Annotated in this window: 30 protein-coding genes and 1 other annotated feature; of the genes, 28 read left to right on the top strand and 2 right to left on the bottom strand. The window is 37.1% G+C overall.

Going from position 1 to position 25,291, the window contains the following annotated elements:
- Positions 1-3: 3 nt before the first annotated feature.
- Positions 4-900 carry an ATP-grasp domain-containing protein gene (locus OLD84_RS11605; protein ID WP_209462025.1) on the bottom strand — a complete coding sequence of 299 codons (897 nt, stop codon included), beginning with the start codon at positions 898-900 and terminating at the stop codon, positions 4-6.
- Positions 901-1,027: 127 nt separating this feature from the next.
- On the opposite strand from OLD84_RS11605, the gene OLD84_RS11600 reads away from it, so the two are divergent.
- The 27 genes from OLD84_RS11600 to yajC all read left to right on the top strand — a co-directional run bounded on the left by OLD84_RS11600 (position 1,028) and on the right by yajC (position 22,911).
- A complete protein-coding gene (locus OLD84_RS11600) occupies positions 1,028-2,242 on the top strand; it encodes a bifunctional folylpolyglutamate synthase/dihydrofolate synthase (protein WP_209462024.1) in 1,215 nt (404 codons plus the stop codon).
- Positions 2,243-2,354: 112 nt separating this feature from the next.
- The gene (locus OLD84_RS11595; protein WP_209462023.1) at positions 2,355-3,239 is read left to right on the top strand and encodes a hypothetical protein; all 885 of its coding nucleotides are present in this window, start codon (positions 2,355-2,357) and stop codon (positions 3,237-3,239) included.
- Between the two features lie 188 nt (positions 3,240-3,427).
- On the top strand, positions 3,428-4,117 hold the full coding sequence (gene radC, locus OLD84_RS11590; protein WP_209462022.1) for a RadC family protein: 690 nt from the start codon (positions 3,428-3,430) through the stop codon (positions 4,115-4,117).
- Positions 4,118-4,355: 238 nt separating this feature from the next.
- Positions 4,356-5,396: a rod shape-determining protein gene (locus OLD84_RS11585; protein WP_245301472.1), complete on the top strand. Its 1,041-nt coding sequence runs from the start codon at positions 4,356-4,358 to the stop codon at positions 5,394-5,396.
- A gap of 12 nt (positions 5,397-5,408) precedes the next feature.
- Positions 5,409-6,266, top strand: a complete 858-nt coding sequence (gene mreC, locus OLD84_RS11580; protein ID WP_209462020.1) for a rod shape-determining protein MreC — start codon at positions 5,409-5,411, stop codon at positions 6,264-6,266.
- Entirely contained in the window at positions 6,266-6,805 is a 540-nt protein-coding gene (mreD, locus tag OLD84_RS11575; RefSeq protein WP_209462019.1) for a rod shape-determining protein MreD, read from the top strand. The genes mreC and mreD overlap by 1 nt, the downstream gene beginning before the upstream one ends.
- Positions 6,806-6,845: 40 nt before the next feature.
- On the top strand, positions 6,846-7,532 hold the full coding sequence (gene minC, locus OLD84_RS11570; protein ID WP_209462018.1) for a septum site-determining protein MinC: 687 nt from the start codon (positions 6,846-6,848) through the stop codon (positions 7,530-7,532).
- Positions 7,525-8,322, top strand: coding sequence for a septum site-determining protein MinD (gene minD / locus OLD84_RS11565; protein ID WP_209462017.1), 798 nt, complete (start codon positions 7,525-7,527; stop codon positions 8,320-8,322). Before minC ends, minD begins: the two co-directional genes overlap by 8 nt.
- Before the next feature lie 134 nt (positions 8,323-8,456).
- On the top strand, positions 8,457-9,233 hold the full coding sequence (locus OLD84_RS11560; RefSeq protein ID WP_209462016.1) for a M23 family metallopeptidase: 777 nt from the start codon (positions 8,457-8,459) through the stop codon (positions 9,231-9,233).
- The gene (locus tag OLD84_RS11555; RefSeq protein WP_209462159.1) at positions 9,223-10,083 is read left to right on the top strand and encodes a M50 family metallopeptidase; all 861 of its coding nucleotides are present in this window, start codon (positions 9,223-9,225) and stop codon (positions 10,081-10,083) included. The genes OLD84_RS11560 and OLD84_RS11555 overlap by 11 nt, the downstream gene beginning before the upstream one ends.
- Positions 10,084-10,153: 70 nt before the next feature.
- Positions 10,154-10,225, top strand: a sequence feature (ribosomal protein L21 leader region).
- Positions 10,226-10,239: 14 nt separating this feature from the next.
- Positions 10,240-10,548, top strand: a complete 309-nt coding sequence (gene rplU, locus OLD84_RS11550; protein WP_209462015.1) for a 50S ribosomal protein L21 — start codon at positions 10,240-10,242, stop codon at positions 10,546-10,548.
- 14 nt (positions 10,549-10,562) lie between these two features.
- Positions 10,563-10,892 (top strand): ribosomal-processing cysteine protease Prp, encoded by a 330-nt coding sequence (locus OLD84_RS11545; RefSeq protein ID WP_209462014.1) that lies wholly within the window; start codon positions 10,563-10,565, stop codon positions 10,890-10,892.
- Between the two features lie 14 nt (positions 10,893-10,906).
- On the top strand, positions 10,907-11,197 hold the full coding sequence (gene rpmA / locus OLD84_RS11540) for a 50S ribosomal protein L27 (protein ID WP_209462013.1): 291 nt from the start codon (positions 10,907-10,909) through the stop codon (positions 11,195-11,197).
- Between the two features lie 166 nt (positions 11,198-11,363).
- Positions 11,364-11,891 carry a Spo0B domain-containing protein gene (locus tag OLD84_RS11535; RefSeq protein WP_209462012.1) on the top strand — a complete coding sequence of 176 codons (528 nt, stop codon included), beginning with the start codon at positions 11,364-11,366 and terminating at the stop codon, positions 11,889-11,891.
- A gap of 11 nt (positions 11,892-11,902) precedes the next feature.
- Positions 11,903-13,183 (top strand): GTPase ObgE, encoded by a 1,281-nt coding sequence (gene obgE / locus OLD84_RS11530; RefSeq protein ID WP_209462011.1) that lies wholly within the window; start codon positions 11,903-11,905, stop codon positions 13,181-13,183.
- A 55-nt stretch (positions 13,184-13,238) separates the two neighbouring features.
- Positions 13,239-14,090: a prephenate dehydratase gene (gene pheA, locus OLD84_RS11525; RefSeq protein ID WP_209462010.1), complete on the top strand. Its 852-nt coding sequence runs from the start codon at positions 13,239-13,241 to the stop codon at positions 14,088-14,090.
- A 177-nt stretch (positions 14,091-14,267) separates the two neighbouring features.
- Positions 14,268-15,296 carry a SafA/ExsA family spore coat assembly protein gene (safA, locus tag OLD84_RS11520; protein WP_209462009.1) on the top strand — a complete coding sequence of 343 codons (1,029 nt, stop codon included), beginning with the start codon at positions 14,268-14,270 and terminating at the stop codon, positions 15,294-15,296.
- The gene (locus OLD84_RS11515; RefSeq protein WP_209462008.1) at positions 15,289-16,254 is read left to right on the top strand and encodes a phosphotransferase; all 966 of its coding nucleotides are present in this window, start codon (positions 15,289-15,291) and stop codon (positions 16,252-16,254) included. Before safA ends, OLD84_RS11515 begins: the two co-directional genes overlap by 8 nt.
- 34 nt (positions 16,255-16,288) lie before the next feature.
- Positions 16,289-17,032, top strand: coding sequence for an NAD(+) synthase (gene nadE, locus OLD84_RS11510; protein WP_209462007.1), 744 nt, complete (start codon positions 16,289-16,291; stop codon positions 17,030-17,032).
- Positions 17,033-17,097: 65 nt separating this feature from the next.
- Complete coding sequence (locus OLD84_RS11505) at positions 17,098-17,658, top strand: YhcN/YlaJ family sporulation lipoprotein (protein ID WP_209462006.1); 561 nt, start codon at positions 17,098-17,100, stop codon at positions 17,656-17,658.
- An 86-nt stretch (positions 17,659-17,744) separates the two neighbouring features.
- Complete coding sequence (locus OLD84_RS11500) at positions 17,745-18,476, top strand: YebC/PmpR family DNA-binding transcriptional regulator (RefSeq protein ID WP_209462005.1); 732 nt, start codon at positions 17,745-17,747, stop codon at positions 18,474-18,476.
- Positions 18,477-18,569: 93 nt separating this feature from the next.
- Positions 18,570-19,175: a Holliday junction branch migration protein RuvA gene (gene ruvA / locus OLD84_RS11495; RefSeq protein ID WP_209462004.1), complete on the top strand. Its 606-nt coding sequence runs from the start codon at positions 18,570-18,572 to the stop codon at positions 19,173-19,175.
- 15 nt (positions 19,176-19,190) lie between these two features.
- Positions 19,191-20,192, top strand: coding sequence for a Holliday junction branch migration DNA helicase RuvB (ruvB, locus tag OLD84_RS11490; RefSeq protein ID WP_209462158.1), 1,002 nt, complete (start codon positions 19,191-19,193; stop codon positions 20,190-20,192).
- Entirely contained in the window at positions 20,192-20,389 is a 198-nt protein-coding gene (locus tag OLD84_RS11485; RefSeq protein ID WP_209462003.1) for a DUF2905 domain-containing protein, read from the top strand. The genes ruvB and OLD84_RS11485 overlap by 1 nt, the downstream gene beginning before the upstream one ends.
- A gap of 44 nt (positions 20,390-20,433) precedes the next feature.
- Positions 20,434-21,462 carry a tRNA preQ1(34) S-adenosylmethionine ribosyltransferase-isomerase QueA gene (gene queA, locus OLD84_RS11480; protein WP_209462002.1) on the top strand — a complete coding sequence of 343 codons (1,029 nt, stop codon included), beginning with the start codon at positions 20,434-20,436 and terminating at the stop codon, positions 21,460-21,462.
- Positions 21,463-21,478: 16 nt separating this feature from the next.
- Positions 21,479-22,618, top strand: a complete 1,140-nt coding sequence (gene tgt / locus OLD84_RS11475) for a tRNA guanosine(34) transglycosylase Tgt (protein ID WP_209462001.1) — start codon at positions 21,479-21,481, stop codon at positions 22,616-22,618.
- Positions 22,619-22,653: 35 nt separating this feature from the next.
- Complete coding sequence (gene yajC, locus OLD84_RS11470; RefSeq protein WP_209462000.1) at positions 22,654-22,911, top strand: preprotein translocase subunit YajC; 258 nt, start codon at positions 22,654-22,656, stop codon at positions 22,909-22,911.
- Positions 22,912-23,388: 477 nt separating this feature from the next.
- Here the strand turns inward: yajC and OLD84_RS11465 are convergent, their stop codons facing one another.
- Entirely contained in the window at positions 23,389-23,769 is a 381-nt protein-coding gene (locus OLD84_RS11465) for a TIGR04086 family membrane protein (protein ID WP_209461999.1), read from the bottom strand.
- A gap of 130 nt (positions 23,770-23,899) precedes the next feature.
- On the opposite strand from OLD84_RS11465, the gene OLD84_RS11460 reads away from it, so the two are divergent.
- Positions 23,900-25,198: an ArsB/NhaD family transporter gene (locus tag OLD84_RS11460; protein WP_209461998.1), complete on the top strand. Its 1,299-nt coding sequence runs from the start codon at positions 23,900-23,902 to the stop codon at positions 25,196-25,198.
- Positions 25,199-25,291: the final 93 nt, after the last annotated feature.

Below are 25,291 nucleotides of genomic sequence, written 5' to 3'. Positions count from 1 at the left end.
ACCTCAATTTTTGTTAATCGTATCAAGAATATAGTCGATAATAAAATCCGCTACATTTATTCCCGTACAGTCATACATGTTTCGAATATGCGCATTTGAATTTATTTCACAGATAATGGGGCGATTATTTGGACCAAATAATAAATCCACACCTGCAAAATCAGCACCTAATGCTTTTGCAGCTGAAATAGCTAATTTCCTCTCTTCATCTGTTGGGTCATAAGCTTCCATCGTTGCGCCGGAAGAGACATTGGCTCGGAAATCATTTGCAGCTTGTCGTTTCATACCTGCTACCACTTGGTCACCTACAACATGAAGGCGAATATCTTTCCCATAACTAGATGAAACAAACTCCTGGAACATAAATGCTTTACCTTGTAATGCTTGTACGCATGTCACTAATTCCTCTTTTGTATGTATTAAATAAACTTGTTCTCCAAACGAGCCAAAAGCTTCTTTAATAATCATTGGAAATCCTAGTTGATCGATAGCCAGATTGACACTATCGGTGTCCACCTGTACATTGGTAAAAACCTTTGGGGCTACGATTGTTTTAGGAATAGGTAGGTTCTGTCTGGCTAGTTGCTGATAGCTAGCGATTTTATCATCACTATTTTGGATTACTTCTGCACGATTAAATACCCGAACGCCAAGTGATTCGAGTTGGTTTGCTAAATAGATATCCTTGTCTGCAAATACGACATAATCTGGCAAAGAATTCATATCTTCTTTTAAAAGTTTCAATAGATCGGTACTTAGAAAAGATAACAACTCATTATTTTTATAAATAGTTGTCTGGCTATATTTCCTGGCTGCAGCTGCTTGTATCCACTCCGCAAAATCTAAAAATTTAGTACCAGGTAAGCTTCCATTATATATAATCCAACCTTGAAGCTTCATTTGATGATATCCTTTCTGCTATACTATTTTATTATATATGAAGTTTATCATTTCTAAAGAGATTTTAGTATAAGAAAAGCAAAGGTTATGTAAAACTGACAGTATATTATTGAAAAGGGGTGACTATATGTTTAAGAATTTCCAACAAATCGAAGTGTTTTTTGAAGAAAGGAAAAGGTTAGGTATAAAACCGGGATTAGAAAGAATAAACGCATTACTAAATTTGTTACATAATCCACAGAAAAAGATGCATGCGATACACGTTGCTGGCACAAATGGGAAAGGTTCTACCGTTCATTTTATTAAAAATGCTTTAATGGCTAATGGCTATCAAGTTGGTGTGTTTACGTCACCTAGCTTCACTGGATTAACCGGTCATATATTTATAAACAATAGCTCCATGAACGAAGAGGAATTTCTGACATTATGTAATGATGCTCACCCTGCCATTATGCAGTTAGATGAAGAAGGGGATGCGCCAACTGAATTTGAAATTCTTACCGTATTAGCATTCCTCTATTTCTCAAGAAATACAAATATTGCACTTATTGAAACTGGTATGGGCGGGCGTGAGGATACCACCAATTGCTTTCAACCTATTTTATCTATTATAACAAATGTTTCAAGAGATCATACTGCTTTTTTAGGGGATACATCAGCAGAGATTGCTTATCAGAAAGCAGGTATAATAAAAAATAAAGCCCCCGTAATCATTGGTGATATGGATAAAGAAGCGTTACATGTTATGAAAGAAGAGGCGCAGATCCATGAGACAACGCTTGATCAACTAGGTGCTGATTTTACACCTATTGAGACCTCTATTCAGATGCAGGGCGAACATCAAATAAAAAACGCATCAATTGCTTATATGGCTTTGAAAAAATTAAGGGAACATGGCTACTCTATCGATTTTAAAAAGGCAATAGCAGCAATAAGCTGTACACAGATTCCAGGTAGATTCGAACTTGTTAAGCGTAATCCTGTGATGATATTGGATGGTGCGCATAATCCAGCAGGAATTAAAGTTTTTCTACAAACTGTTGCAGAAAATTATAATGATAAAGAGAAGCATCTTTTATTCGCAGGCTTTAAGGACAAGGAACTTGAAACAATGTTAAAGCAGTTTAGCAATGAATTTTCTTCTATTACATTAACTTCATTTGACCATCCTCGTGCAGCACGAGCAGATGTATTATACGAAGCGACAAATGTTTTAGACAAACATGCAGTTACAAATTGGAAAGATGCTATAGACATGATGTTGCAGAATAAGAAGCACGCGTATTTCATAACTGGATCTTTACATTTTATTGCTATGGTAAGAAAGTATCTTCGTGAATGAGAAGAAAAGAATATTCTGTAGAACGATTTTTTTAGTAGTGTGACAATATTCGTCTTACTTTTTACCTCTACTATGCTAGAGTAGAATAAATCTAGCGATGGAGGGGAAGTAAGTGGATAACAAATATACAAAAAACGCATGGGATGATGAAAACTATAAAGATCATAAACCATTTGATAGCGAACAAGCAGCAACCCTACAAAATGCTGGAGATGATCCAGTTCCCATATTTGCTAGACAAACTGAAACGAATAATAATCAAAAAAAATCATTTAATAAGAAAATAAAATTAAAGCCATTCAAACCAGTAATGTTAGCTATCAGCTCTGCAGTTGTGATTGGTTCGATTTTAGGTATCATTATGTTGCGAATGTTTGTTGGTATCGAAAGCGATATAGCACAAGGTAATAATAACTTGCCTGTTGCCGGTGTGGATAATGAAGATAACGGTAATAATACCGAAGCTGGCCTATCTACTTTTTCAAATGGATCTATCGATGCATATGTGTTACAAGGTGGCGTTTTTTCGGAAATGGAAAATGCTGATGAGTGGGTAGAAAACTATGATCAAGCAGGGTTACACAGCCTTATTTGGGAAGTAAATGATCAATATTTTCTTCTAGTAGGATTAGCAAATACGGATGATCAAGCAAAGCAATTTGCAAACGATATAACAGCAGAAGAAGGATTTGAAGTTTTTGGTAAAGAATGGAATACAGCGGAGAGGGAAGTCGAACTTATAGAAGAGGAGGCTGAATGGTTGCAGGCTTTTGAAGAAAATTGGCATGAAGCTTTAGGTTCATTGGAGAATGAAGAAATATTTATAGTAGACGAATGGGAAGGTTTAGTAGAAAATTACCCCGAAGAAACGGATAGACTCGCTTCTTTAAATGAAAGTATATCTAGTTTTTTGGATGAAATGGAACAGGCAGAGGGATCAAAAGCCCAAAACATTTTATTAAATATGTGGTACCAATATGATCGAGTGATAAATTAAACATAACTTTAAATTGTTAAATACTAATTTTTCATTTCGTGAATGAATGATACATGCATAATTGAATCTTCAACTAGGGATGTTTGAAATTTGGAGGATGAAATGTACTTTAAAACCTGATTTTAGTGATTTGTTTCCCTTTGTTTAACGCTATAAGATAGATATAGCTTAGTTAAGGAGGGTAAATAATGTCAGTTTCATCTATTATGATTAAGGATGTTCCTAAAGAAGATCGTCCAAGAGAACGTCTGTTAAAATTAGGTTCCAGTCATTTATCAAATCAGGAATTACTCGCCATCTTGCTTGGAAGTGGAACAAAGGAAGAATCGGTAATGGCCTTATCTAATCGTGTATTAATGCATTTCGAAGGCTTGAAATTGCTTAATGACGCTACAATTGAGGAGTTAATTGCAATAAAAGGAATCGGAACAGCTAAAGGGGTGTTAATGCTGGCTGCTATAGAGCTTGGTAAACGAATGAATCAGTATCGCCCCAATGATCGTTATGTTATAAGGTCACCAGAAGACGGTGCAGATTATGTAATGGAGGAGATGCGTAGCTTAAACCAAGAGCATTTTGTTGTTCTTTTTCTAAACACAAAAAATCAAATTATCCACAGACAAACTATTTTCATTGGTAGTCTAAATGCCTCCATCGTACACCCTAGGGAGGTTTTTCGTGAAGCGGTAAAACGATCAGCAGCTTCGATTGTTGTCGCACATAATCACCCTTCTGGCGACCCAGCACCTTCCCAAGAAGATATCCATGTTACAAGACGTTTAGTTGAGTCAGGAAAAATGATTGGCATAGAACTTTTGGATCATTTAATTATTGGAGATAGAAAATTTGTATCTTTAAAAGAAAAAGGATACCTCTAACACTATCTATTTTACTATTTTTTTCGTATAATTATATAGACGAGCTATAATGTAGCGCCATTTTTCGATTTTTCGTTGAAAGTGGCGCTTATTAAATTGTTAGCAAAGATGTAGGATTTCACTTATAATTCATAACATGACAAAATAGAAATGGATGTTTATCGCATCACTTGAAATTCATCGATATAGTAAAGCTACATATAATAAACGAATTGTAACTGGGAAAGGAAGATTTTTTTTGGGAAGATTTAGTTTATCACAAGATTTAGGAATAGACTTAGGTACTGCAAACACACTGGTTTTTGTTAAAAGTAAAGGTGTCGTTGTACGAGAGCCTACAGTAGTAGCCAAAAACACTAAAACCGGTGATGTAGAAGCAGTAGGAGGTTCAGCGCGAAAGATGATTGGTAGAACGCCAGGGAATATCTCTGTTGTTCGACCAATGAAAGATGGCGTTATTGCAGATTACGATACAACCGCAGTAATGATGAAATATTATTTTCAAAAAGCAATGAAGAATCGTTCTTTTCTTGCGAGGAAACCGGACGTCATGATCTGTGTGCCATCAGGAATTACTATGGTAGAGGAACGTGCGGTTATTGATGCTACGAAACAAGCAGGTGCAAAAGATGCATTTCCAATTGCCGAGCCTTTTGCTGCTGCGATTGGTGCTGGTTTACCTGTATGGGAGCCAACAGGTAGCATGATTGTTGATATCGGTGGTGGGACGACAGAAGTCGCGGTTATTTCATTAGGCGGAATAGTGACTAGCCGATCCATACGTACAGCTGGTGACAATATGGACGATTCCATCATCCAATATATTCGTAAACATTATAACTTGATGATAGGTGAGAGATCCGCTGAATCCATTAAAATGGATGTTGGTTCTGCCGGCGGGATTACAGTGGACGAAGAGTTGGAGATACGTGGACGTGATCTACTAACTGGGTTACCGAAAACAATATCGGTAACAGCACAGGAAATAGCCGATTCGCTAAAAGATACAGTTGATTCAATAGTAGAAGCAGTTAAAAACACGTTAGAAAAAACGCCACCTGAATTATCTGCAGATATTATGGATCGCGGTATAGTTTTATCTGGAGGCGCAGCGCTCTTAAGAAATTTAGATCATGTCATAAGTGATGCGACGAAGATGCCTGTTTTTGTGACAGAAAATCCACTGGATGGTGTGGCAATTGGAACAGGTAAATCATTAGAATACATTCAGCATTTTCGGTCCCACCCAAATGTATCCTCTCGTCCATCGATTGATTAAGTAGGTGTTTTTATGTCATTTTTTCGTAAGAGACAATTATTTATTCTTTTAATAGGGTTTATTGTTCTTGTTTCTTTAATTGGATTTTCATTAAGAGAAAGAGAAGACCTTAGTACGGTTGAAAAATTTATAAATGATACAGTTGGTTGGGCGCAAACTGTTATTTATACGCCCGTTAACTTCGTCACAAATGTTTTTACAAACATTGATGACGTAAGAAATACGTACAATGAGAATCAATTATTAAAAGAACAATTATCCGAGTATAAAAGTCTTATTTATGAAGTACAAGAAATCAAAGAAGAGAATGAAGAGCTGCGAAATACGTTGGATGTTACAGATTCTATCAGGGATTATGATCCGATTCAAGCAACCGTAATTTCCCGTTCACCCGAGCGTTGGGTTGAACAGATCACGATTGATAAGGGCCAACAAGATGGAGTAGCAAGAAATATGGCAGTTATTACAGCTGAAGGAATGGTTGGGAAAATACAGTCTACGAATGAATTTACTTCGACTGTTCAATTGCTATCCGGTTTTGATCAGCTTAATCGAATTTCTGCAACCATTTCCCGTGAAGAAGAGCAGGATATAAATGGAATGATAGAGGGATTTGATGAAGAAACAGATTCACTTTTATTCAGAATCATTGAAGAATCGGATGATGAACTTGAAGAAGGGGAGTTAGTTGTATCATCAGGTATGGGCGGGGTCTTTCCTGCTGGGTTACCGATCGGTACAGTTAAAGACGTTGTTCCAGACCAATACGGATTGACGCGGACAGCGTTAGTAGAACCAGCTGCTAATATGTATGATATAAATCAGGTTATTGTTGTGGACAGAGCACTGGAAGATGAGGGGGATGGGTAATGAAACGCTTATACCTACCTTTTCTCCTCTTCTTGTTTCTTATATTGGAAGGTGTTGCTCTAGAGCTTTTACCTGCAGGTTTAATAATGAGTGATTTATTAATAGTTCCACACTGGGTACTTGTAATTTTACTATTTATATCCGTTTTTTATGACAGAGAATATACCTATTACTCGGTGTTATATGCGTTCATTTTTGGTTTGTTAATTGACATTGTGTACACGGGAATACTTGGAGTTTACATGTTTTCATACGCATTTGTCATCTATATTATTCAGGGACTAAGAAAATTGCTTCATGGAAATATTTTAGTAACACTATTACTGGCAGTTATTGGAATAACGTTGGCAGATCTATCAATTAATATGATCTATTCAACAGTAGGACTTGTAGATATGCTGTGGGCGGATTATTTAATGAGTCGATTAGTACCAACTATATTAGCTAACCTTCTATTTCTGGTATTCTTATATCCGGTTTTAATGAAACCGTTCGCCAGCTGGGGGAAAGAACAATTATCTGGAAAGAAATCATTCTGAAATGATGAGGTTTGAGGGACTTTTAATGAGGTGATTAACATTGCTTGATAAGAAACAATTTGTAACTATAAAAGGTACAAGGAATGGACTCACATTATTTATAGATGAGTCATGTTCATTTAGCGATGCTATTCATGAACTTACCGAAAAAATCGAGGCAAGTCGCCCCAAAGACGATGAACCAACCGTTTCGGTAACCGTGAAATCAGGAGATCGTTATTTACAAGAAGAGCAAAAAGAACAATTAAGAAATATAATAAATGAAGAAAATCGATTCACCATACATGCTTTTGAATCAGATGTTATTCGCAGGCATGATGCACTTTTATGGAAAGAAGAAACTGAAATCAAATCTTTTAATCGGATTGTTAGATCTGGACAAGTTCTCAGTGTTAATGGAGATCTCTTGTTGATTGGGGACGTAAATCCTGGTGGAACAGTTATTTCAACAGGGAATATTTATGTGATGGGAAGTTTGTATGGCATCGCTCATGCAGGGGCAGAGGGAGATGGTAATGCTTTCATAGCCGCATCTTACATGAAACCAAACCAACTCCGAATCGCCGATTATATTAGCAGGGCACCTGATTATGAATCGGAGGGTGTGTATATGGAGTGTGGCCTTATTGATGAAGGTCAGGATAAAATTATTGTTGATCGAATACATGTACTTGCACATAAGAGAAAAGAAATAACTGGATTCGAAAGGAGGATACAAAATGGGTGAGGCAATCGTCATTACTTCCGGAAAAGGTGGCGTTGGTAAAACGACAACAACGGCAAATATCGGTACCGCCTTGGCACTCATGGAGAAAAAAGTATGTTTAATAGATACAGATATTGGTCTAAGGAATCTTGATGTAGTCATGGGACTGGAAAACCGTATCATTTTTGATATAGTGGATGTTATAGAAGAACGATGCAATTTAAAGCAAGCTCTTATTAAGGATAAACGTTTTGACTATTTATCGTTATTACCTGCAGCACAAACGAGTGATAAATTATCTCTTACAACGGAGGGCATGACTAAAATCGTGACAGAATTGAAACAAGAATACGATTATATTATTATCGATTGTCCAGCAGGTATTGAACAAGGTTTTCAAAATGCAGTAGTCGCAGCGGATAGAGCCATTGTTGTGACAACACCAGAGAAATCTAGTGTCAGAGACGCTGATCGGATTATCGGCTTACTGGAAAAAGAGGATATGGATCCACCAAGCTTAACGATTAATCGAATACGAAGTCATATGATGAAGAGTGGAGATATGCTAGAAGTGGATGAAATTGTTCAAGTACTTTCTATTGACCTTATGGGAATTGTTACAGATGATGATGAAGTTATTAAAGCATCCAATAACGGAGAACCAGTTGCCTTACATTCTAGCTCAAAAGCATCTATTGCTTATCGAAATATTGCCAGGAGAATTTTAGGTGAAACAGTCCCTTTACAATCGTTGGAGGATGAAAAGGGTGTATTTAAGAAAATGAAAAAGTTTTTTGGCGTTCGATCATAATGCTTACTATATAAAATAAATACAGGGTCAATAAAAGATGTAATGAAATAACCCTTCATTACATCTTTTAAATTCATATACTGAACCGCTTTCTCATAGAATTATATAAATGTATGAGAAGGAATGTGAGGCTAATGAATAAAGGGGTTAAAAAAGTCCGTCAATCAATTGAAAAACGTAAGAAAACGCGTGGTTTGACTACGAAAGAAGAATCGAAGAAACAACTATTTCCGCCTTTCCCTCAAGAGGAAGAAAAGCATGGTTACTTTCCTAGCTTTTCAGATGCTGCATTTGAATCGAATACGAAAAGTAAAGTTGCTTCTGGTATGATTTTAAAAGGTACGTTGTCTGTCATGCTTTTTTTTGGTGTTGCTTTGCTGGGACAGACAGACGCAGGTTGGCTACATAAGCCAAAAGAATGGACAAGCACTGCACTGACACAGGAATTTCCTTTTGCTAAAGTGAATCTATGGTATCAGGAAGCGTTTGGTGCTCCATTAGCTCTTAATCCACAACAACAGAATCAAGAAGTCGCTATTAGCGATGATGATTCATTAGCATTGCCAGTAAGCGGGAGCGTAACGGAAACGTTTCAGGTTAATGGTACTGGAATCATGATAGCACCAGAAGAAACATCGGACGTATCAGCATTACGTGATGGTGTAATTATTTTTGCAGGAAATGATCAGGAAACAAATAATACAATAGTAGTTCAACATCCAGATGGGAGTGAATCAACCTATGGGTACCTAAGTGATGTTGATGTACATTTATACCAATTTGTAAGAAGTAACCAAAGAATAGGTCAGTTCACACCAACCACAGCTAACGATACGGTTTATTTTTCGATTGAACAAGAAAACGACTACATTGATCCGGTACAGGTGATCCAAGTTGACGATGCTCCGTGATTATGTGCCTAAAGTCCATATTCATCCAGTATTAATGGTGTTTTTGGTTATCTCTTTTGTCACAGGTACATTTATGGAATTAGCTATCATTTTATCCATTGTATTGTTTCATGAACTTGGTCATTATATCGTAGCTAAGGTGTTTAATTGGCGAATTAAAGGAATTATGCTATGGGTGTTTGGTGGTGTCATGGATACACAAGAGCATGGGAATAAACCGATTCGGGAAGAAGCCCTTGTTACTATTGCCGGCCCATTTCAACATTTAATTATATATTTTCTTTTATTTTTATTGACGCCGGTTGGTTTCGTTCCTTCTTCTGTACTGGAATTAATTTTTTATTATAATACCGTAATCCTTCTATTTAATTTATTACCGATCTGGCCGTTGGATGGCGGAAAGCTTTTATTTTTATGCTTATCTGCATTTTCACCATATAAGAAAGCATATTATTGGGTTATTCTATTTTCAATGGCAGCGTGTTTAGTCATCATACTCTTTCAACTAATCTTTTTTCCATTTACATTAAGTGCGTTTTTCATTATGCTATTTCTTTTTATGGAAAACAGATCGGAATGGAAAAACCGGTATTATGTTTTCATGCGCTTTTTATTAAACCGTTATGAAGGAAATACAGCTGTTACAGCTGTAAGCCCCATCCTTGTGGAATCTGAAACACCGTTAAAGGATGTACTTGGTTATTTCAGACGTGATAATAAGCATTCCATTTACATTACAGGCCCAAATAACAAGCGACAATCTATTGACGAGGGTGATTGTTTGCTCCTGTTTTTTCATGGGAAGCATTATAATAAAACCATCGGTGAACTTGTCTACTATATTTCCTAGAAATGTTCCACCTAATATTGACAAATAGCTGGATACCATGTAATATAAAATACGTTAATAAATCGTAGCACCAGTGCTACAACCGCGCAGATCAGGTCATAAACTCGTAAAGGGTACCTGCATGGCGAGTCTGAGTTAATTAAGGAGGTGCAATGTATGTACGCAATCATTGAAACAGGCGGTAAACAAGTAAAAGTAACTGAAGGTCAGGAAATCTACGTAGAAAAAGTTGATACAGATTCAAACGATTCTGTTACATTTGAAAATGTTCTTTTCGTAGGTGGAGACGATGTGAAAGTAGGGGCACCATATGTTGAAGGTGCGTCTGTAACTGCAAAAGTTGAAAAGCATGGTCGTCAGAAAAAACTTACTGTATTCAAATACAAGCCTAAGAAAAACTATTCTCGTAAGCAGGGTCATCGTCAACCATATACGAAATTAGTAATTGATAAAATTAACCTATAAAAGGATATTCAATTATGATTCATGTAACTGTATATCGATCAAATAATGAAATTACAGCATTTGAATTGACTGGACATGCTGAGAGTGGGCCATATGGATACGATTTAGTATGTGCAGGTGTTTCAGCTGTGTCCATTGGAGCAGTTAATGCTGTAATGCAATTATGTGAAGCAGACCTGAACATAGAACAGGGAGATGAAGGTGGCTATCTTTATGTTAGCCTTCCCCGTTCGTTGGAAAAAGCAACAATGGATAATGTTCAGCTCTTATTTGAAGGAATGCTAATTTCATTACAGTCAATTGAAATGGAATATAATCAGTTTATGAGGATACGAAATAAATAAGGAGGTGCAAATCAATGTTACGTCTAGATTTACAATTTTTCGCTCAGAAAAAAGGTGCAGGTAGTACAAAAAACGGACGCGATTCCGAATCTAAACGACTTGGTGCAAAACGTGCTGATGGCCAAGCTGTAACTGGTGGATCCATTTTATACCGTCAACGTGGTACAAAAATATATCCAGGTGAAAACGTGGGCATCGGTAAGGATGATACACTTTTCTCTAAGGTAAATGGTGTTGTGAAATTCGAACGTTACGGCCGTGATCGTAAAAAGGTAAGTGTCTATCCAGAAGCTCAAGAAGCTTAAGTAATGATTTATAACACTCCAACCAACATAGTGGTTGGAGTTTTCTTGTTTCTTAGAAAACGTGGCATGCGTTAAGCTTTTAGGCTAATGTCCTATCTGCAGAAAAATTTAAGTGACGGCATGAAGTTTCTCTTTTTTTCTGCTATACTCTAACGGGGGGAGACACATGGAAAGTGAGCAAACTTTAGAAGTCTTACAATATTATAGACATGATTTAATGAACCATTTGCAAATTGTACAAGGCTATTTAAGTATAGGGAAAGCAGAAAAAGCAGAGGCTAAATTAAAAGAGAGTATGGATCATTATAATGAGGAACGTAAATTAATGAGCTTAAATGCACCTATGTTTATTTTATGGCTGATTCGTTTTAATACCACCTACATGAATTTACGCATAACCTATCAAATACATACAGACAATATAGATTTGCGACGTATAGATAAGCAGTTGGTAGAACAGTGTCAGGATGTTATAACGAGCCTTGTTAAAGCAACTGATGATACAGAGTTATATGATCTAACGCTGGAGCTTAATGAAATTAAAAAATCTTCACAAATAAAAGTTAGTCTTTTCATTGATGAAGGAGATCGTCTGAAACTAAATCTAGATCAGATGGAGCAAAATAAAACAGTACATGTAAACGAAATAACAAGTGGTATATTATGTGAATTTTCGATTCCATGTAAGGTATGAGGTGAACAATTATGTTTGTAGATCAGGTAAGCGTATATGTGAAGGCTGGTGACGGTGGTAATGGGCTCGTAGCATATCGTCGTGAGAAATATGTTCCAAAAGGTGGCCCTGCTGGCGGTGACGCTGGTAATGGGGCTGACATAATTTTTGAGGTTGATGAAGGGCTTAACACATTAATGGATTTTCGCTATAATCGTCAGTTTAAAGGTAAACGTGGCGAAAATGGGATGAGTAAAAATCAGCATGGTAAAAATGCTACATCTTTGATTATTCCAGTGCCTCCAGGAACTACTGTCATAGATGAAGAAACAGATGAAGTGATAGCAGACTTAACAACCCATGAACAACAGGCTGTTATCGTTAAAGGTGGCCGTGGTGGCCGTGGAAATTCGCGTTTTGCTACACCACGTAATCCTGCGCCGGATATGGCCGAAAACGGCGAGCCTGGTCAGGAAAAGAATATTAAAGTAGAATTGAAATTATTGGCAGATGTAGGACTTGTAGGATTTCCTAGCGTAGGAAAATCGACCTTTATATCTGTCGTTAGTGCCGCTAAGCCTAAAATTGCAGATTATCATTTTACAACTTTAGCCCCTAATCTTGGCGTGGTGGATACAAGTGACCAACGAAGTTTTGTAATGGCAGATTTGCCTGGATTAATTGAAGGTGCTCATGAGGGCGTTGGGTTAGGCCATCGTTTTCTTCGTCATATTGAGCGGACAAGAGTAATTGTTCATGTCGTTGATATGGCTAAAATAGAAGAAAGAGATCCATATGATGATTATGTGAAGATTAATCAGGAATTGAAAGAATACGATCCAAAATTAATGGATAGACCACAAATTATTGCAGCAAATAAGATGGATATGCCTGGTGCTGAAGAAAATTTACAGGACTTTAAAGAACAATTAGGAGAAGATTTACCAATTTATAAGATATCAGCACTTACAAAAGAAGGTTTACGAGATATCTTATTTGCAATTGCAGACACATTGGACGAGATTCCAAAAGTAGCAACCGAAATACAGCCTACAGAGGAAAAGGTTGTCTATCGTTATCAAGTAGAAGATGCCCCATTCCAAATATCGCGTGATCCGGATGGTGCGTTTGTTCTATCAGGTGAAAAAATTGAGAAACTATTTAAAATGACTGATTTCGCAAGAGATGAAGCTGTTCAGCGTTTTTCAAGGCAATTACGTGGTATGGGTGTTGACGAAGAATTACGAAAGCGGGGAGCGAATGATGGAGACACCATTCGATTATTGGATTTTGAATTTGAATTTATTGAATAAAACCAACATTTATATAAATAGATAAATTATTGGTTACAATAGGGAGAGAAGATAGTTGACTACAATAGGATATTTAGGTCCTAAGGGGACATTTACAAAGTTAGCAGTGGATACTGCTTTTAATGGGGAAAATAAACAAAGCTTTGATACGATACCTGAATGTATAGATGCTGTTGATCAAAATCAAATAGATATTGGTGTAGTTCCATTGGAAAACGCGATAGAGGGGACGGTGCAATTAACGGTAGATTACCTTGTCCATAAAGTAAGGTTACCTATAATGGCGGAAATAGTAGTTCCAATACAGCAACATTTACTTGTACATCCTGCATTTTCGGGTGAACTCTCTGAAATTACAGAAGTTCATTCTCATAGTCATGCTATAGCACAATGTCATCAGTATATACATCAGCATTTAGCAAGTTCAACGATTCATTTTGCAGCTTCAACAGGGAAGGCAGCTGAAATGGTAGGTGAAAGTAGTAGTTCCGTAGCTGCTATCGGAAATAAGTTGGCAGCCGAGGAGTATGGATTGAAAATAGCTGCAGAAAACATTCATGATTATTCAAATAATCATACGCGCTTTGTTGTATTAACAAAGGATAAACAGCAGATGGCTATTAAACATCCTGTGCAGTCCGATAAAACGACCCTTTTAATTACCTTACCTAGCGATCATTCAGGTGCATTACATCAAGTTTTATCAGCTTTCGCATGGCGGAAAATGAACTTATCAAAAATTGAATCAAGGCCAACGAAAACAGGGCTGGGAAATTATTTCTTTATCGTGGATGTTGATCAACCGTTCGATGATGTCCTTTTTCCTGGTGTGAAGGCAGAATTAGAAGCACTGGGATGTCAAGTCAATATATTAGGGACATACCCCGTTTATCATATGAATATTTAAGCATAGAATACTGTACTACTAACCATTCAAACATTGGTCTGTGTATCGTTTTAACCGTTAGTTTCTTTTTTGAGATTAACGGTTTTTAAAATTAAGTCTCAACTTTTCTCAATTTCTTGCATATGTTGATATAGAGTAATTAGCCCAGTTACAGAAATGAGAGGAGTTTGATTTGTTTTGAAAATACACATTGTTCAAAAAGGCGATACATTGTGGGAAATATCTAAAGATTACGGAGTGGATTTCGAGGAGGTTAAACAACTTAATTCGCAATTCTCCAGTCCAGACATGATCATGCCAGGTATGAAGGTGAAGATCCCCGGTTCATCAAAAACAGTGAAACAGAAACCAGACACGCAGCATCCGTACAAAGACACTACTCCAAAAAAAATGCCGGTTATTACAGAAGACGATAAAGCAAAGCCAAAAGCATTAAAACCGGAAATTCCAGTCCAGCCATTACCACAAATGCCAATTTCAAAGGAAAAACCGATGCCGATTTCAAAAGAAAAGCAAATGCCAATCGAACAAGAAAAACCGATGCCAATTCCAAAAGAAAAACCAATGCTAATCGAAAAGGATAAACAACAAATGCCTGTAATGCAGCAGAAGTTCCACCACCATACAACCGTCAATTTTCCAAAAATGCCACAATATACGAAGCCACAAGAAGAATTACCTATAAAAGAAAAAGAACATATTAAACCACAAATGTTACCAGAGCCACAACCTCAACCAATGCATATGCTTCCAATGTGTTGTCATGTTGTGCATCCTTATTACCCACCCATTCCGTTTCCTGCCATGGGGGCGTTGCCAGAAGCTTACGGTCCGCCGCAGCATCCAATGGTACATCCAGACCCATCTTTCCAAATGGCAGGTCCTCCCATGCAAAAGGAGGATTGTGGTTGCAATAAACGCGTCCCATCCCAGCACCACCAAATGATGCCATTTGGAGATGAATTTCAGCATTACCAACCGGATTTTAATTCGCAACAATCCATGCCACAACAAATGCCGCCGAAAATGCCAGAAAAAATGCCGCAATCCATGCCACAACAACAAGTGCCACCAAATAACATGTATCCACCACATTTTGGCAACCACGGTACAATGGATAATCATCCATATCCAACGCCACCAGCTTATCCGGAATTTTCAACACCTCATTACAGAGAAGATGAGGATCCTGATTTAAATGAATAATCCCAATCTTACACAAAGAGACGAAGTTAAAGATCGTCTCTCTTCTTTTTTGTTTAAAGAGGGAGGATTGTCTATTCACGATCTTTTTTGTATAAATTTTACCGTTTTCTATATTCAAACGACTGACGGTGAGGAATTTTTATTGAAAAGACATAATAAAAAAGACAGTGTTGAACAGCAATGGGATTTCTTTACCGGAATTGGAAAGTCCAACGTTATTCCTTTTCAAGGCTATCCAAATGGCAGAAAAATAATAAGTATGAATAATTATTATTGGACAATTTCTCCATTTATTCAAGGGAAGAAATTAGACTATAATAGTACAGAGGATCGAAAACAAGTGGTAACGAGTCTGCAGGAATTCCATTATAGAGCACAAGGGATTCATTTAGAAAAACCCTTAACAAAAGAGTTGTTGTTCATTCGATGGTATCAGCGACTATTATTATTTAAGAAGACATCCTCCATTTTCAAAGAAAATGGTTTTGAAAATCTATATAAGGATATAGTACAAACAACAGTCACTCATTTGCGGTTTGTAACTCAATTTCCGTGGGAAGAATATGAAAGAAAAGCTAAAAATCAAGGGAGGTGGATACATGGAGATGTAGCGTCTCATAACTTTCTAAGAAATAAAACAGACAAAAGAACGTATCTAATTGATTTTGATTTATTACAATGCACCACCCCTTTGTATGATTATATCCAACTAGGCCAACGATTTCTTCCCTATTTAAGGTGGGATCCAGAAAAACTTCTATCCTTTAAGATGGTCCAAGATAGCGAAATTAAACCATGGTTGTATGCGGTCTTTATTCCGAGTGATATACTAAGAGAATGGTTACACTTCCTGTACAAGAAACCTGTATCTTCACCCTCTCATTATTTATCTCAAATGGAAAAAACATGGGTGAAACGACAGGATTTTGTGAAAAACGCTAAACTAATGCTAAACTAAAAGAAGATTCATGATTGTTAAAGGAGCGATAGTAATGGAAAAAGAAGTAGATCAGATTGTACAGTGGTTGCAGCAGACAGTAAAGAATGCAGGTGTAAACGGTTTAGTAGTAGGTGTAAGTGGTGGAATTGACTCCGCAGTTGCTGCGCATCTCATGAAACGGGCGTTTCCTGATGATTCATTAGGAGTAATGTTGCCGATTCAAACGAAATCATCTGATATCGATGATGCCAAAAACGTTATAAAAAACGTTGGAATTGACTCCATTACCGTCGACCTAACCCAAACTCATGATGATATGTATTCACAAATTACATCTAAGTTAAATGAAAAAGATCAATTTAATGTTGATAGTGATCAGTTAGCAGGGGCTAATCTTAGAGCCAGATTACGTATGAGTACGTTATACGCTTTAGCAGCAAATTATAATTATTTAGTTGTTGGAACAGACAATGCTGCTGAATGGTATATAGGCTATTTCACCAAATACGGTGACGGAGGAGCTGATATTTTGCCACTCGTTGAGTACACGAAACAAGAAGTACGAGACATGGCAGCATATTTAGGCGTTCCAGATAAACTGGTTAACAAAGTAGCTAGTGCAGATTTATGGGAAGGGCAAACGGACGAAGATGAGATAGGTACAACGTATGCCAAAATTGATGCATATTTGAAAGGTGAAAAGATCCCTGAGGAAGATAAAAAAATTATCGAGAATTTGCACAAGAGCTCAGCACATAAACGAGATCCACTACCTCAATTTAACAGAAGTAAATGATTACCTTAAATTAACTGTGTAAAAAAACCTCTCTTAAACAAACTAGTTATAAGGGAGGTTTTTTTATGTATCAGAAGATCTTAATACCTTTACTGTTATTGACTATTTTTATGGTGGCATGTGGCAATACGGATGAGAACACGCAAGATACAGAGGAAAATTTAAATACTTCTCCAATGCATTACGAGACTGAAGGGGAACAAGCAAACAGGTTAGACAAACGCGGCCAAACAATTGGCGAACAAGGTGGTTATCGACAGAGTAATCAAGAAGGGGTTAATGCTTCGGATTATAGCGGAGGTTACTCTGATCCATATACAAATGAAGAAACAGAAAGGCTCGCTACTGAATTGAAAAATCGAAACGATGTTGTTCAAGCCCAAGTTACTACATTAGACGACCGCGTAGTTGTAGCAGTTAAATTAAAAGAAAAATATGTTAAACACAATATAACGGAATCACTTGAAACTGATATTAGTGAAATGATGCCCGATAAAGAAATTGTTCTATATACAGATCAAGTCTACTGGGAGCAAAGGAAAAATTTAAATGCTAGGTCTGGAAGCGAAGAGAATTATTATGATGTAGAAGATTATATTGCTGATTTTTTTCATAGGAATGATTAAAACCTTTGCATGCAAAGGTTTTTCTTTTGTCTATATGCATATATTTGATATAGTAAGGAAGAAAATCCTAGAGAGGAGAATGTCCGATGGCTGGTCATTCTAAGTGGAAAAATATACAGAGAAGAAAAAACGCACAGGATGCTAAACGAGGTAAAACATTCATGCGTCATGCGAAAGAAATCTATATTGCAGCGAAACAGGATGGTGGAGATCCAGGTATGAACCCTACATTGAGAACTGCAATTGATAAGGCTAAGGCGGACAACATGCCAAATGAAAACATTGAACGAAATATTAATAAAGCAACAGGTAACTTGAATGGAGCAGGTTATGAAGAGATCACCTATGAAGGTTATGGACCAGGGGGAGTTGCTGTTGTTGTGAATGCACTAACCGATAATAAAAACCGTACTGCATCAGAAGTCAGAAGTGCATTTAAGAAGAATGATGGTAATTTAGGTGAAAATGGCAGTGTATTATTTATGTTTGATCGAAAAGGATACATCGTTATTGTGAATGAAGGCGATGCAATTGACGAGGATGAAATGACGTTGGAAGCAATTGAGGCAGGAGCTGAAGATATTGTTACGCAAGATGGTGCATATGAGATTTACACAACTCCAGAAGCTTTTCAAGAAGTTGTGGACCATCTAACCAAAGGCGGATACACAATTGAGGACAGCGAAGTCACCTTTATTCCTCAAACCTATAATCGTTTAGCTGAAGACGACGAAGAAAAGATGTTGAATTTAATTGAAGCATTAGAGGAAAGTGAAGACGTCCAGGATATTTATCACAACTTAGAGGAATCGAGTTAATTAAAAACTTCTATTTCGTATTAGGAAATAGAAGTTTTTTAAATGCTCTATAGGTGTGGTAAAATAGGGTAGGAATGTAAAGGAGAAGGTTGTATGATAGCATATATAAGGGGAAATCTTACATATATACAAGAGGATTCAGTTGTGGTAGAGGTTCATGGTGTTGGTTATGAGATAGTTTGCGCAAATCCTTTCGTGTTCCAGTCCTCATTAAATAAGGAAGTACAGATTAATACCTATCACTATGTAAGAGAAGATATACAAGTGTTGTATGGCTTTAAAAATGAAGATGAAAAGTATCTCTTCACAAAACTAATATTGGTATCTGGAATTGGCCCTAAAGGCGCCTTAGCGATATTAGCTTCTGTTGATGTAGATGAATTTGTTTCTGCTATTGAACGAGAAGACGACAAGTTTCTAACAAGCTTTCCAGGCGTTGGCAAAAAAACAGCAAGACAGATTATTTTGGATTTGAAAGGTAAATTGACCGCCATGCTAACTATATCGAATCAAACAGACACGCATGAAGGCAGGGAAACAAATGGAACAGAGCAATTAATGGAAGCGCAGGAAGCATTGAAGGCGCTAGGTTATACAGAGCGAGAAATTAAAGCTGTTATTCCTGAATTGCAAAAAGAAAATAGTACAAATACAGATGAAATTATTCGTAAGGCACTAGCATTATTAATGAAAAGTTAATAAGGGGGGATAATGATGGAGGAGCGCATGGTTGCAGGAGAATTACAGGACGAAGAATCATCGATTGAGTATAGCCTCCGGCCCACAACACTGAATCAATATATTGGTCAACATAAAATAAAAGAAAATTTAAGTATATTTATTCAAGCCGCTAAAATGCGTGAAGAGCCGCTTGATCATGTATTATTGTATGGGCCACCTGGGCTTGGCAAAACCACATTAGCAGCGATAATTGCAAATGAGATGGGTGTTCATTTTCGTACGACCTCTGGGCCTGCTATTGAACGTGCTGGTGATTTGGCTGCGATTCTTTCCTCACTAGAACCTGGTGATGTGTTATTTATCGATGAGATTCATCGACTCCCTAGAGCGGTAGAGGAAGTTCTATATCCTGCAATGGAGGATTTCTTTCTTGATATTGTAATTGGAACGGGGCCAAGTGCTAGGTCGGTTCGAATTGATCTACCACCATTTACATTAGTAGGTGCTACCACAAGGGCAGGTCTTTTGTCAGCACCACTTCGGGACCGTTTCGGAGTCTTAAGTAGGTTGGAATTTTACGAACCTGAAGATTTACAACTGATTGTAGAAAGAACAGCATCTATTTTTCAAACAACAATTACAGATATTGCCGCAGCCGAAGTAGCTCGAAGGTCGCGAGGGACACCGCGTATCGCAAATCGATTACTAAAGCGAATTCGTGATATATCGCAAGTTAAAGGGGAAACTGAAATTAGCTTAAAAACAACTAACCTTGCATTGGAGATGCTTCAAGTTGATGATGTAGGACTTGACCATATGGATCATAAGCTTCTAAAAGGGATCATGGAAAGCTTTCAAGGCCGTCCAGTTGGTTTAGATACAATTGCCGCAACGATTGGTGAGGAATCTCAAACGATTGAAGATGTATACGAACCATATTTATTACAAATCGGATTTATTCAGCGTACACCAAGGGGAAGAGTGGTAACTTCAAAAGCATATGAGCACTTTGGAATGAAAGTGGATGATACATAATGTCTATTGGAAAACTTTTTATCATTCTAGGTATTGTTTTTCTGATCATCGGTATTATTTGGACATTCATTGGTAGGCTGCCAGGGGATATTAGCTTTAGAAGAGGAAATTTTTCCTTTCATTTTCCGATCATGACATCGATCGTTGTAAGCATTGTATTGACACTGATCTTTTTTATAATTGGAAGGTTTCGTTAGAGAACCCACTAGATGCAGGTTTACTTTAAATAAGGAGATTCACCATGAATATAGAAGATTTTGATTTTGATTTACCAGAAGAATTGATCGCGCAGACCCCATTATGGGATCGAACAGCTTCTCGTATGCTCGTTTTAAACCGAGATACGAAGGACGTAAACCATAAACATTTTACAGATATTAAAGGGTATTTTAAAAAAGGGGATTGCCTCGTCCTAAATGATACCCGTGTCTTACCTGCAAGACTTTACGGAGTAAAAAAAGATACTGGAGCAAATGTGGAAATATTGTTGCTTCACCAAATAGAAGAAGATCATTGGGAAGTATTAGCAAAACCAGCAAAAAAAGTTAAACTTGGAACAGAAATTAGTTTTGGTGAGGGTAAGCTGAAAGCAGTTTGCACTGGATTTAAAGATCATGGTGGTCGTATTTTTAAGTTTTCCTATGAAGGAATTTTTTATGAAGTTCTGGATGGACTTGGAGAAATGCCACTACCTCCGTATATAAAAGAACAGCTGCCGGAAAAAGAGCGGTATCAGACTGTTTTTGCAAGAGAAGAAGGCTCTGCTGCAGCGCCAACAGCAGGATTACATTTTACAAATGAATTGTTAGATGAGATTCAATCAATTGGAGTGAAAATTGCTTTTATTACGTTACATGTTGGTCTTGGTACATTTCGGCCAGTAAGCGTGGATCATATTGATGATCATAAAATGCATGCTGAATTTTATCAGATGTCAAAAGAAACTGCCGAATTGCTAACAAATGTGAAGCAGAATAACGGAAGAATTATTTCTGTTGGTACAACTTCAACGAGGACGCTTGAGACCATTATCCAGGATAATAAGGGAGAGTTTGTGGAAACAAGCGGTTGGACGGATATATTTATCTATCCACCATACAAATTTCAGGCAATTGATGGATTAATTACAAATTTCCATCTACCAAAGTCTACCTTAATTATGCTTGTTAGTGCTTTAACGGATAAAGAGACGACGCTTAAAGCATATAATGAAGCTGTAATAGAGCGTTATCGATTTTTCAGCTTTGGAGATGCGATGTTAATTTTATAGTAGAGGAACGAATATAATGACACCTATAACATATGAATTTATTAAAACATGTAAACAAACAGGTGCAAGGCTTGGACGGGTTCATACTCCACATGGATCGTTCGATACACCTGCATTTATGCCAGTGGGAACAATGGCAACCGTTAAAACAATGAGCCCAGAAGAATTAAGGGAAATGAATGCGAATATTATTCTTTCTAACACGTATCATTTATGGTTGCGCCCAGGTCATGATATCATACAGGAAGCAGGTGGTCTGCATAAATTTATGAACTGGGATAGAGCTATTCTTACAGATTCAGGTGGTTTCCAGGTATTTAGTTTAAGTGACCTGCGTGAAATAAAGGAAGAAGGCGTTCATTTTCGTAACCATATAAATGGAGAAAAGCTGTTTTTATCACCAGAAAAGGCGATGCACATACAAAATGCACTCGGGTCAGATATCATGATGGCTTTTGATGAATGCCCACCATATCCTGCCACATATGATTATATGAAAGCATCTGTAGAAAGAACCTCACGCTGGGCAGAGAGATCTCTAGAAGCTCACAGCCGGCCTGGTGATCAAGGTTTATTTGGAATTATTCAGGGTGGCGAGTATGAAGAACTAAGAAAACAAAGTGCGATGGATTTAGCTAGCTTGGATTTACCGGGCTATGCAATTGGTGGTCTTTCCGTAGGTGAGCCAAAAGATGTAATGAATCGTGTGCTTGAATCTACCACACCGTTAATGCCGACGAATAAACCACGCTATTTGATGGGGGTTGGTTCACCCGACTCTTTAATAGACGGGGCAATTCGTGGAGTAGATATGTTTGATTGTGTATTACCGACCAGGATTGCACGCAATGGAACATGCATGACATCAAGCGGTCGTTTAGTTGTAAGGAATGCAAAGTATGCCCGTGATTTTGGTCCGATTGATAAAAATTGTGATTGTAATGTATGTAAAAATTATTCCCGTGCATACATTCGTCATTTAATAAAATGTAATGAAACATTTGGTTTCAGACTTACTACTTATCATAACTTGTATTTTCTGTTAAAATTAATGGAGCAAGTACGAATTTCGATAAGCGAAGATCGGCTTGGTGACTTTAAAGAAGAATTCTTTGAACAATATGGTTTCAATAAGCCGAATGCAAAGAACTTTTAAAGGGAAAGAAAAAGTGAAAGGGGGGGAAAAACGAAATGGAAATGTTATTATCATTATCACCGATAATTTTAATGTTCGTTATATTTTACTTCTTGTTAATTCGTCCGCAACAAAAGAAACAGAAGCAAGTAAGACAAATGCAATCAGATCTACAAAAAGGTAATTCTGTTATAACGATTGGTGGCTTTCATGGTGTAATTCATGCGATTGATGAAGATACAGTAGTTATCGCATCCAATGACGGTATCAAGCTTACATATGACCGTTCAGCAATTCGAGAAGTTAAGCAATAAATAAAAAAGAAGTTAATACATTTTGTATTAACTTCTTTTTTATTGCATAGTAAACTATAGAATTTAAAAGCTGTGGATAACTTATACACTGGAATAGCCACGTCCAGCTCCAGCGCCCAGCAACTATCAAACTTCACACTCCTCCACTACGATAAAGAAGACTTACTGATTGCCAAGCCGGAGGCGTAGGCAGAAGTAAAGTCGCACTTATACCCTTGTGGTGAAAGTCAACATCGACTCACTTGGCTTAAGGAAGGCCAACTAAAACCGGGCTTTGCTCCCAACGTCGGCATACCCCTATGAAGGGGCATGTTTCCTTTATCTCATTGCGAAGTGGTCCAGTTTGTACGTTGCTAAACGGGCGCTTGCGCTTTTGTTCAGTATCGTAGTTTAACGGGTAGCCAATCATGAATGGAAACTTCACCAATAATGATGAAAATGATTTATTTTCATGGAAGTAAAACCCACACCGAAAAATTATTCATCCGCAGTATCTACGACATTGACTCCAATTACACCACCGAAAAGTGCAGCCGCAATATAGCCAATATGATGTATGGATTGCTCCAAGGAAAATAGTTGCTGGTAGCCTAGATATTGCACTAAAAAGATAAAAAATGAAAACCCTAAGCCGACTGTGGCCCCAATTACCCAACCTTTTGATTTTCCTTTAACTCCTGCTGTAATACCACCGAGAAGCAATGAAATGATTCCGATAATTAGTGTAACCCAGGTTATTGTAGGCTCATCAAAAGTTGTGAAGCTAAGCAATGCTGCCAGAATTAGACTTGCAATAAGAATTAAGCCAAATACAACGATCCACCCATACATTAAGGCGGTGAACTGATTTGTTTTCATGAAAAATCCCCCCTTCATGTTTGTCCATTTACACTATTTTATTCATTCATTTATAAAATAGACGAAAAATATTTTGATTTTTACTGCATATATATTTATAAAAGCTATTTTAGTTGAAAGAAGGTGTGTAATGGATATCATTCTTGCGACAATTATCTTTCTAGTTAGTTATTTCTTTATTATGACGGATCGAATAAATAGAGCTGTTGTGGCACTTTCAGGTGGAACACTTTTATTACTTACGGGTATTTATACAATAGATGATGTTTTTATGAGTTATATTGATTGGAATACCATAGCGTTATTATTTTCTATGATGGTGCTTATTTCAATTACTGAAAAAACAGGTCTATTTAGTTTTATTGCCATTCGTTTTGCGCAAAAAGTTCGAGGTTCCCCTTTGCCATTACTGATCGGAGCAAGTATCTTAACGGCAATCGGATCAGCATTACTGGATAATGTTACAACTGTTTTAATATTTGTACCAATTATGCTAAAAATAACAAAGATGTTGGAATTGCCATCGTTCCCCTTTTTACTTACTATTATTTTTAGCTCGAACATAGGGGGGGCAGCGACTTTAATTGGGGATCCACCGAACATTATGATAGGTCAAGCTGTGGAACATCTTACGTTTTTATCATTTATCATCCATTTAGCTCCACTGGCGTTAATTATGTACATGGTGATGCTCGTGGTTATATACTTTCTTTTCCGTAACTCATTACGAAATTTGGAAACAAATGTCGATGAATTGCTGCAAATTGATGCACAAGAACATCTCATAAAATCACCTATGCTTTACAAATCCATTACTGTTTTATTAATGACAATTACCGGTTTTCTATTACACTCATTCCTACATATGGAAATGACGGTAATTGCTTTATCCGGGGCAATTTTGCTAATGCTGTTAACAGAGAAAGAATTATTCACTGAACATATTTTTGCTAAGGTAGAATGGGTGACATTATTTTTCTTTATTGGTCTTTTTACATTGGTAGGAGGATTAAGGGAGGTAGGGGTCATCGATGAAATCGCCAGAGGAATTATTCTCTCAACAGATGGAGACTATGCAAGTACAGCTTTGTTAATTTTATGGGTTTCAGGAATTTTTTCGGGTATTGTTGATAATATCCCTTTTGTAGCAGCAATGATTCCAGTAGTTCAAGAATTTGAAAGTTATGGAATGGTGAATTTAGATCCTATTTGGTGGTCGCTTGCATTAGGAGCATGTTTAGGCGGAAACGCAACACTAGTTGGAGCTTCTTCTAATGTCGTGGTTGCAGGATTGGCAGAGGGGGAGAATCAAAAGATACCGTTTATACGTTTTATGTTATACGGGGTTCCATTTGTTTTATTATCGATGATTATTTCTTCTATCTATGTATATTTACGTTATTTATTGCCATATATTGGACAAACCTAAAAAAAGGTGGCACTTATTATGAAATAATAAGTGCCACCTTTTTTTAAAAACTCTTTTCGCAAGTATTGTTGCTTTTAAATCATCGCAATTGAT

It is taken from the genome of Virgibacillus natechei, from assembly GCF_026013645.1.
Taxonomy (GTDB): domain Bacteria; phylum Bacillota; class Bacilli; order Bacillales; family Amphibacillaceae; genus Virgibacillus_L; species Virgibacillus_L natechei.
This window is presented reverse-complemented; position numbering and strand designations above follow the sequence as displayed.

Coding starts and splice junctions, on each gene's coding strand:
- queA (WP_209462002.1), top strand. CDS start 20,434: ATGAATATAGAAGATTTTGATTTTGATTTACCAGAAGAATTGATCGCG.
- tgt (WP_209462001.1), top strand. CDS start 21,479: ATGACACCTATAACATATGAATTTATTAAAACATGTAAACAAACAGGT.
- mreD (WP_209462019.1), top strand. CDS start 6,266: ATGAAACGCTTATACCTACCTTTTCTCCTCTTCTTGTTTCTTATATTG.
- nadE (WP_209462007.1), top strand. CDS start 16,289: ATGGAAAAAGAAGTAGATCAGATTGTACAGTGGTTGCAGCAGACAGTA.
- rplU (WP_209462015.1), top strand. CDS start 10,240: ATGTACGCAATCATTGAAACAGGCGGTAAACAAGTAAAAGTAACTGAA.
- yajC (WP_209462000.1), top strand. CDS start 22,654: ATGGAAATGTTATTATCATTATCACCGATAATTTTAATGTTCGTTATA.
- minD (WP_209462017.1), top strand. CDS start 7,525: ATGGGTGAGGCAATCGTCATTACTTCCGGAAAAGGTGGCGTTGGTAAA.
- OLD84_RS11560 (WP_209462016.1), top strand. CDS start 8,457: ATGAATAAAGGGGTTAAAAAAGTCCGTCAATCAATTGAAAAACGTAAG.
- OLD84_RS11515 (WP_209462008.1), top strand. CDS start 15,289: ATGAATAATCCCAATCTTACACAAAGAGACGAAGTTAAAGATCGTCTC.
- ruvB (WP_209462158.1), top strand. CDS start 19,191: ATGGAGGAGCGCATGGTTGCAGGAGAATTACAGGACGAAGAATCATCG.
- radC (WP_209462022.1), top strand. CDS start 3,428: ATGTCAGTTTCATCTATTATGATTAAGGATGTTCCTAAAGAAGATCGT.
- rpmA (WP_209462013.1), top strand. CDS start 10,907: ATGTTACGTCTAGATTTACAATTTTTCGCTCAGAAAAAAGGTGCAGGT.
- OLD84_RS11545 (WP_209462014.1), top strand. CDS start 10,563: ATGATTCATGTAACTGTATATCGATCAAATAATGAAATTACAGCATTT.
- OLD84_RS11555 (WP_209462159.1), top strand. CDS start 9,223: ATGCTCCGTGATTATGTGCCTAAAGTCCATATTCATCCAGTATTAATG.
- OLD84_RS11500 (WP_209462005.1), top strand. CDS start 17,745: ATGGCTGGTCATTCTAAGTGGAAAAATATACAGAGAAGAAAAAACGCA.
- ruvA (WP_209462004.1), top strand. CDS start 18,570: ATGATAGCATATATAAGGGGAAATCTTACATATATACAAGAGGATTCA.
- OLD84_RS11485 (WP_209462003.1), top strand. CDS start 20,192: ATGTCTATTGGAAAACTTTTTATCATTCTAGGTATTGTTTTTCTGATC.
- OLD84_RS11505 (WP_209462006.1), top strand. CDS start 17,098: ATGTATCAGAAGATCTTAATACCTTTACTGTTATTGACTATTTTTATG.
- OLD84_RS11600 (WP_209462024.1), top strand. CDS start 1,028: ATGTTTAAGAATTTCCAACAAATCGAAGTGTTTTTTGAAGAAAGGAAA.
- obgE (WP_209462011.1), top strand. CDS start 11,903: ATGTTTGTAGATCAGGTAAGCGTATATGTGAAGGCTGGTGACGGTGGT.
- OLD84_RS11535 (WP_209462012.1), top strand. CDS start 11,364: ATGGAAAGTGAGCAAACTTTAGAAGTCTTACAATATTATAGACATGAT.
- OLD84_RS11605 (WP_209462025.1), bottom strand. CDS start 900: ATGAAGCTTCAAGGTTGGATTATATATAATGGAAGCTTACCTGGTACT.
- OLD84_RS11460 (WP_209461998.1), top strand. CDS start 23,900: ATGGATATCATTCTTGCGACAATTATCTTTCTAGTTAGTTATTTCTTT.
- mreC (WP_209462020.1), top strand. CDS start 5,409: ATGTCATTTTTTCGTAAGAGACAATTATTTATTCTTTTAATAGGGTTT.
- OLD84_RS11465 (WP_209461999.1), bottom strand. CDS start 23,769: ATGAAAACAAATCAGTTCACCGCCTTAATGTATGGGTGGATCGTTGTA.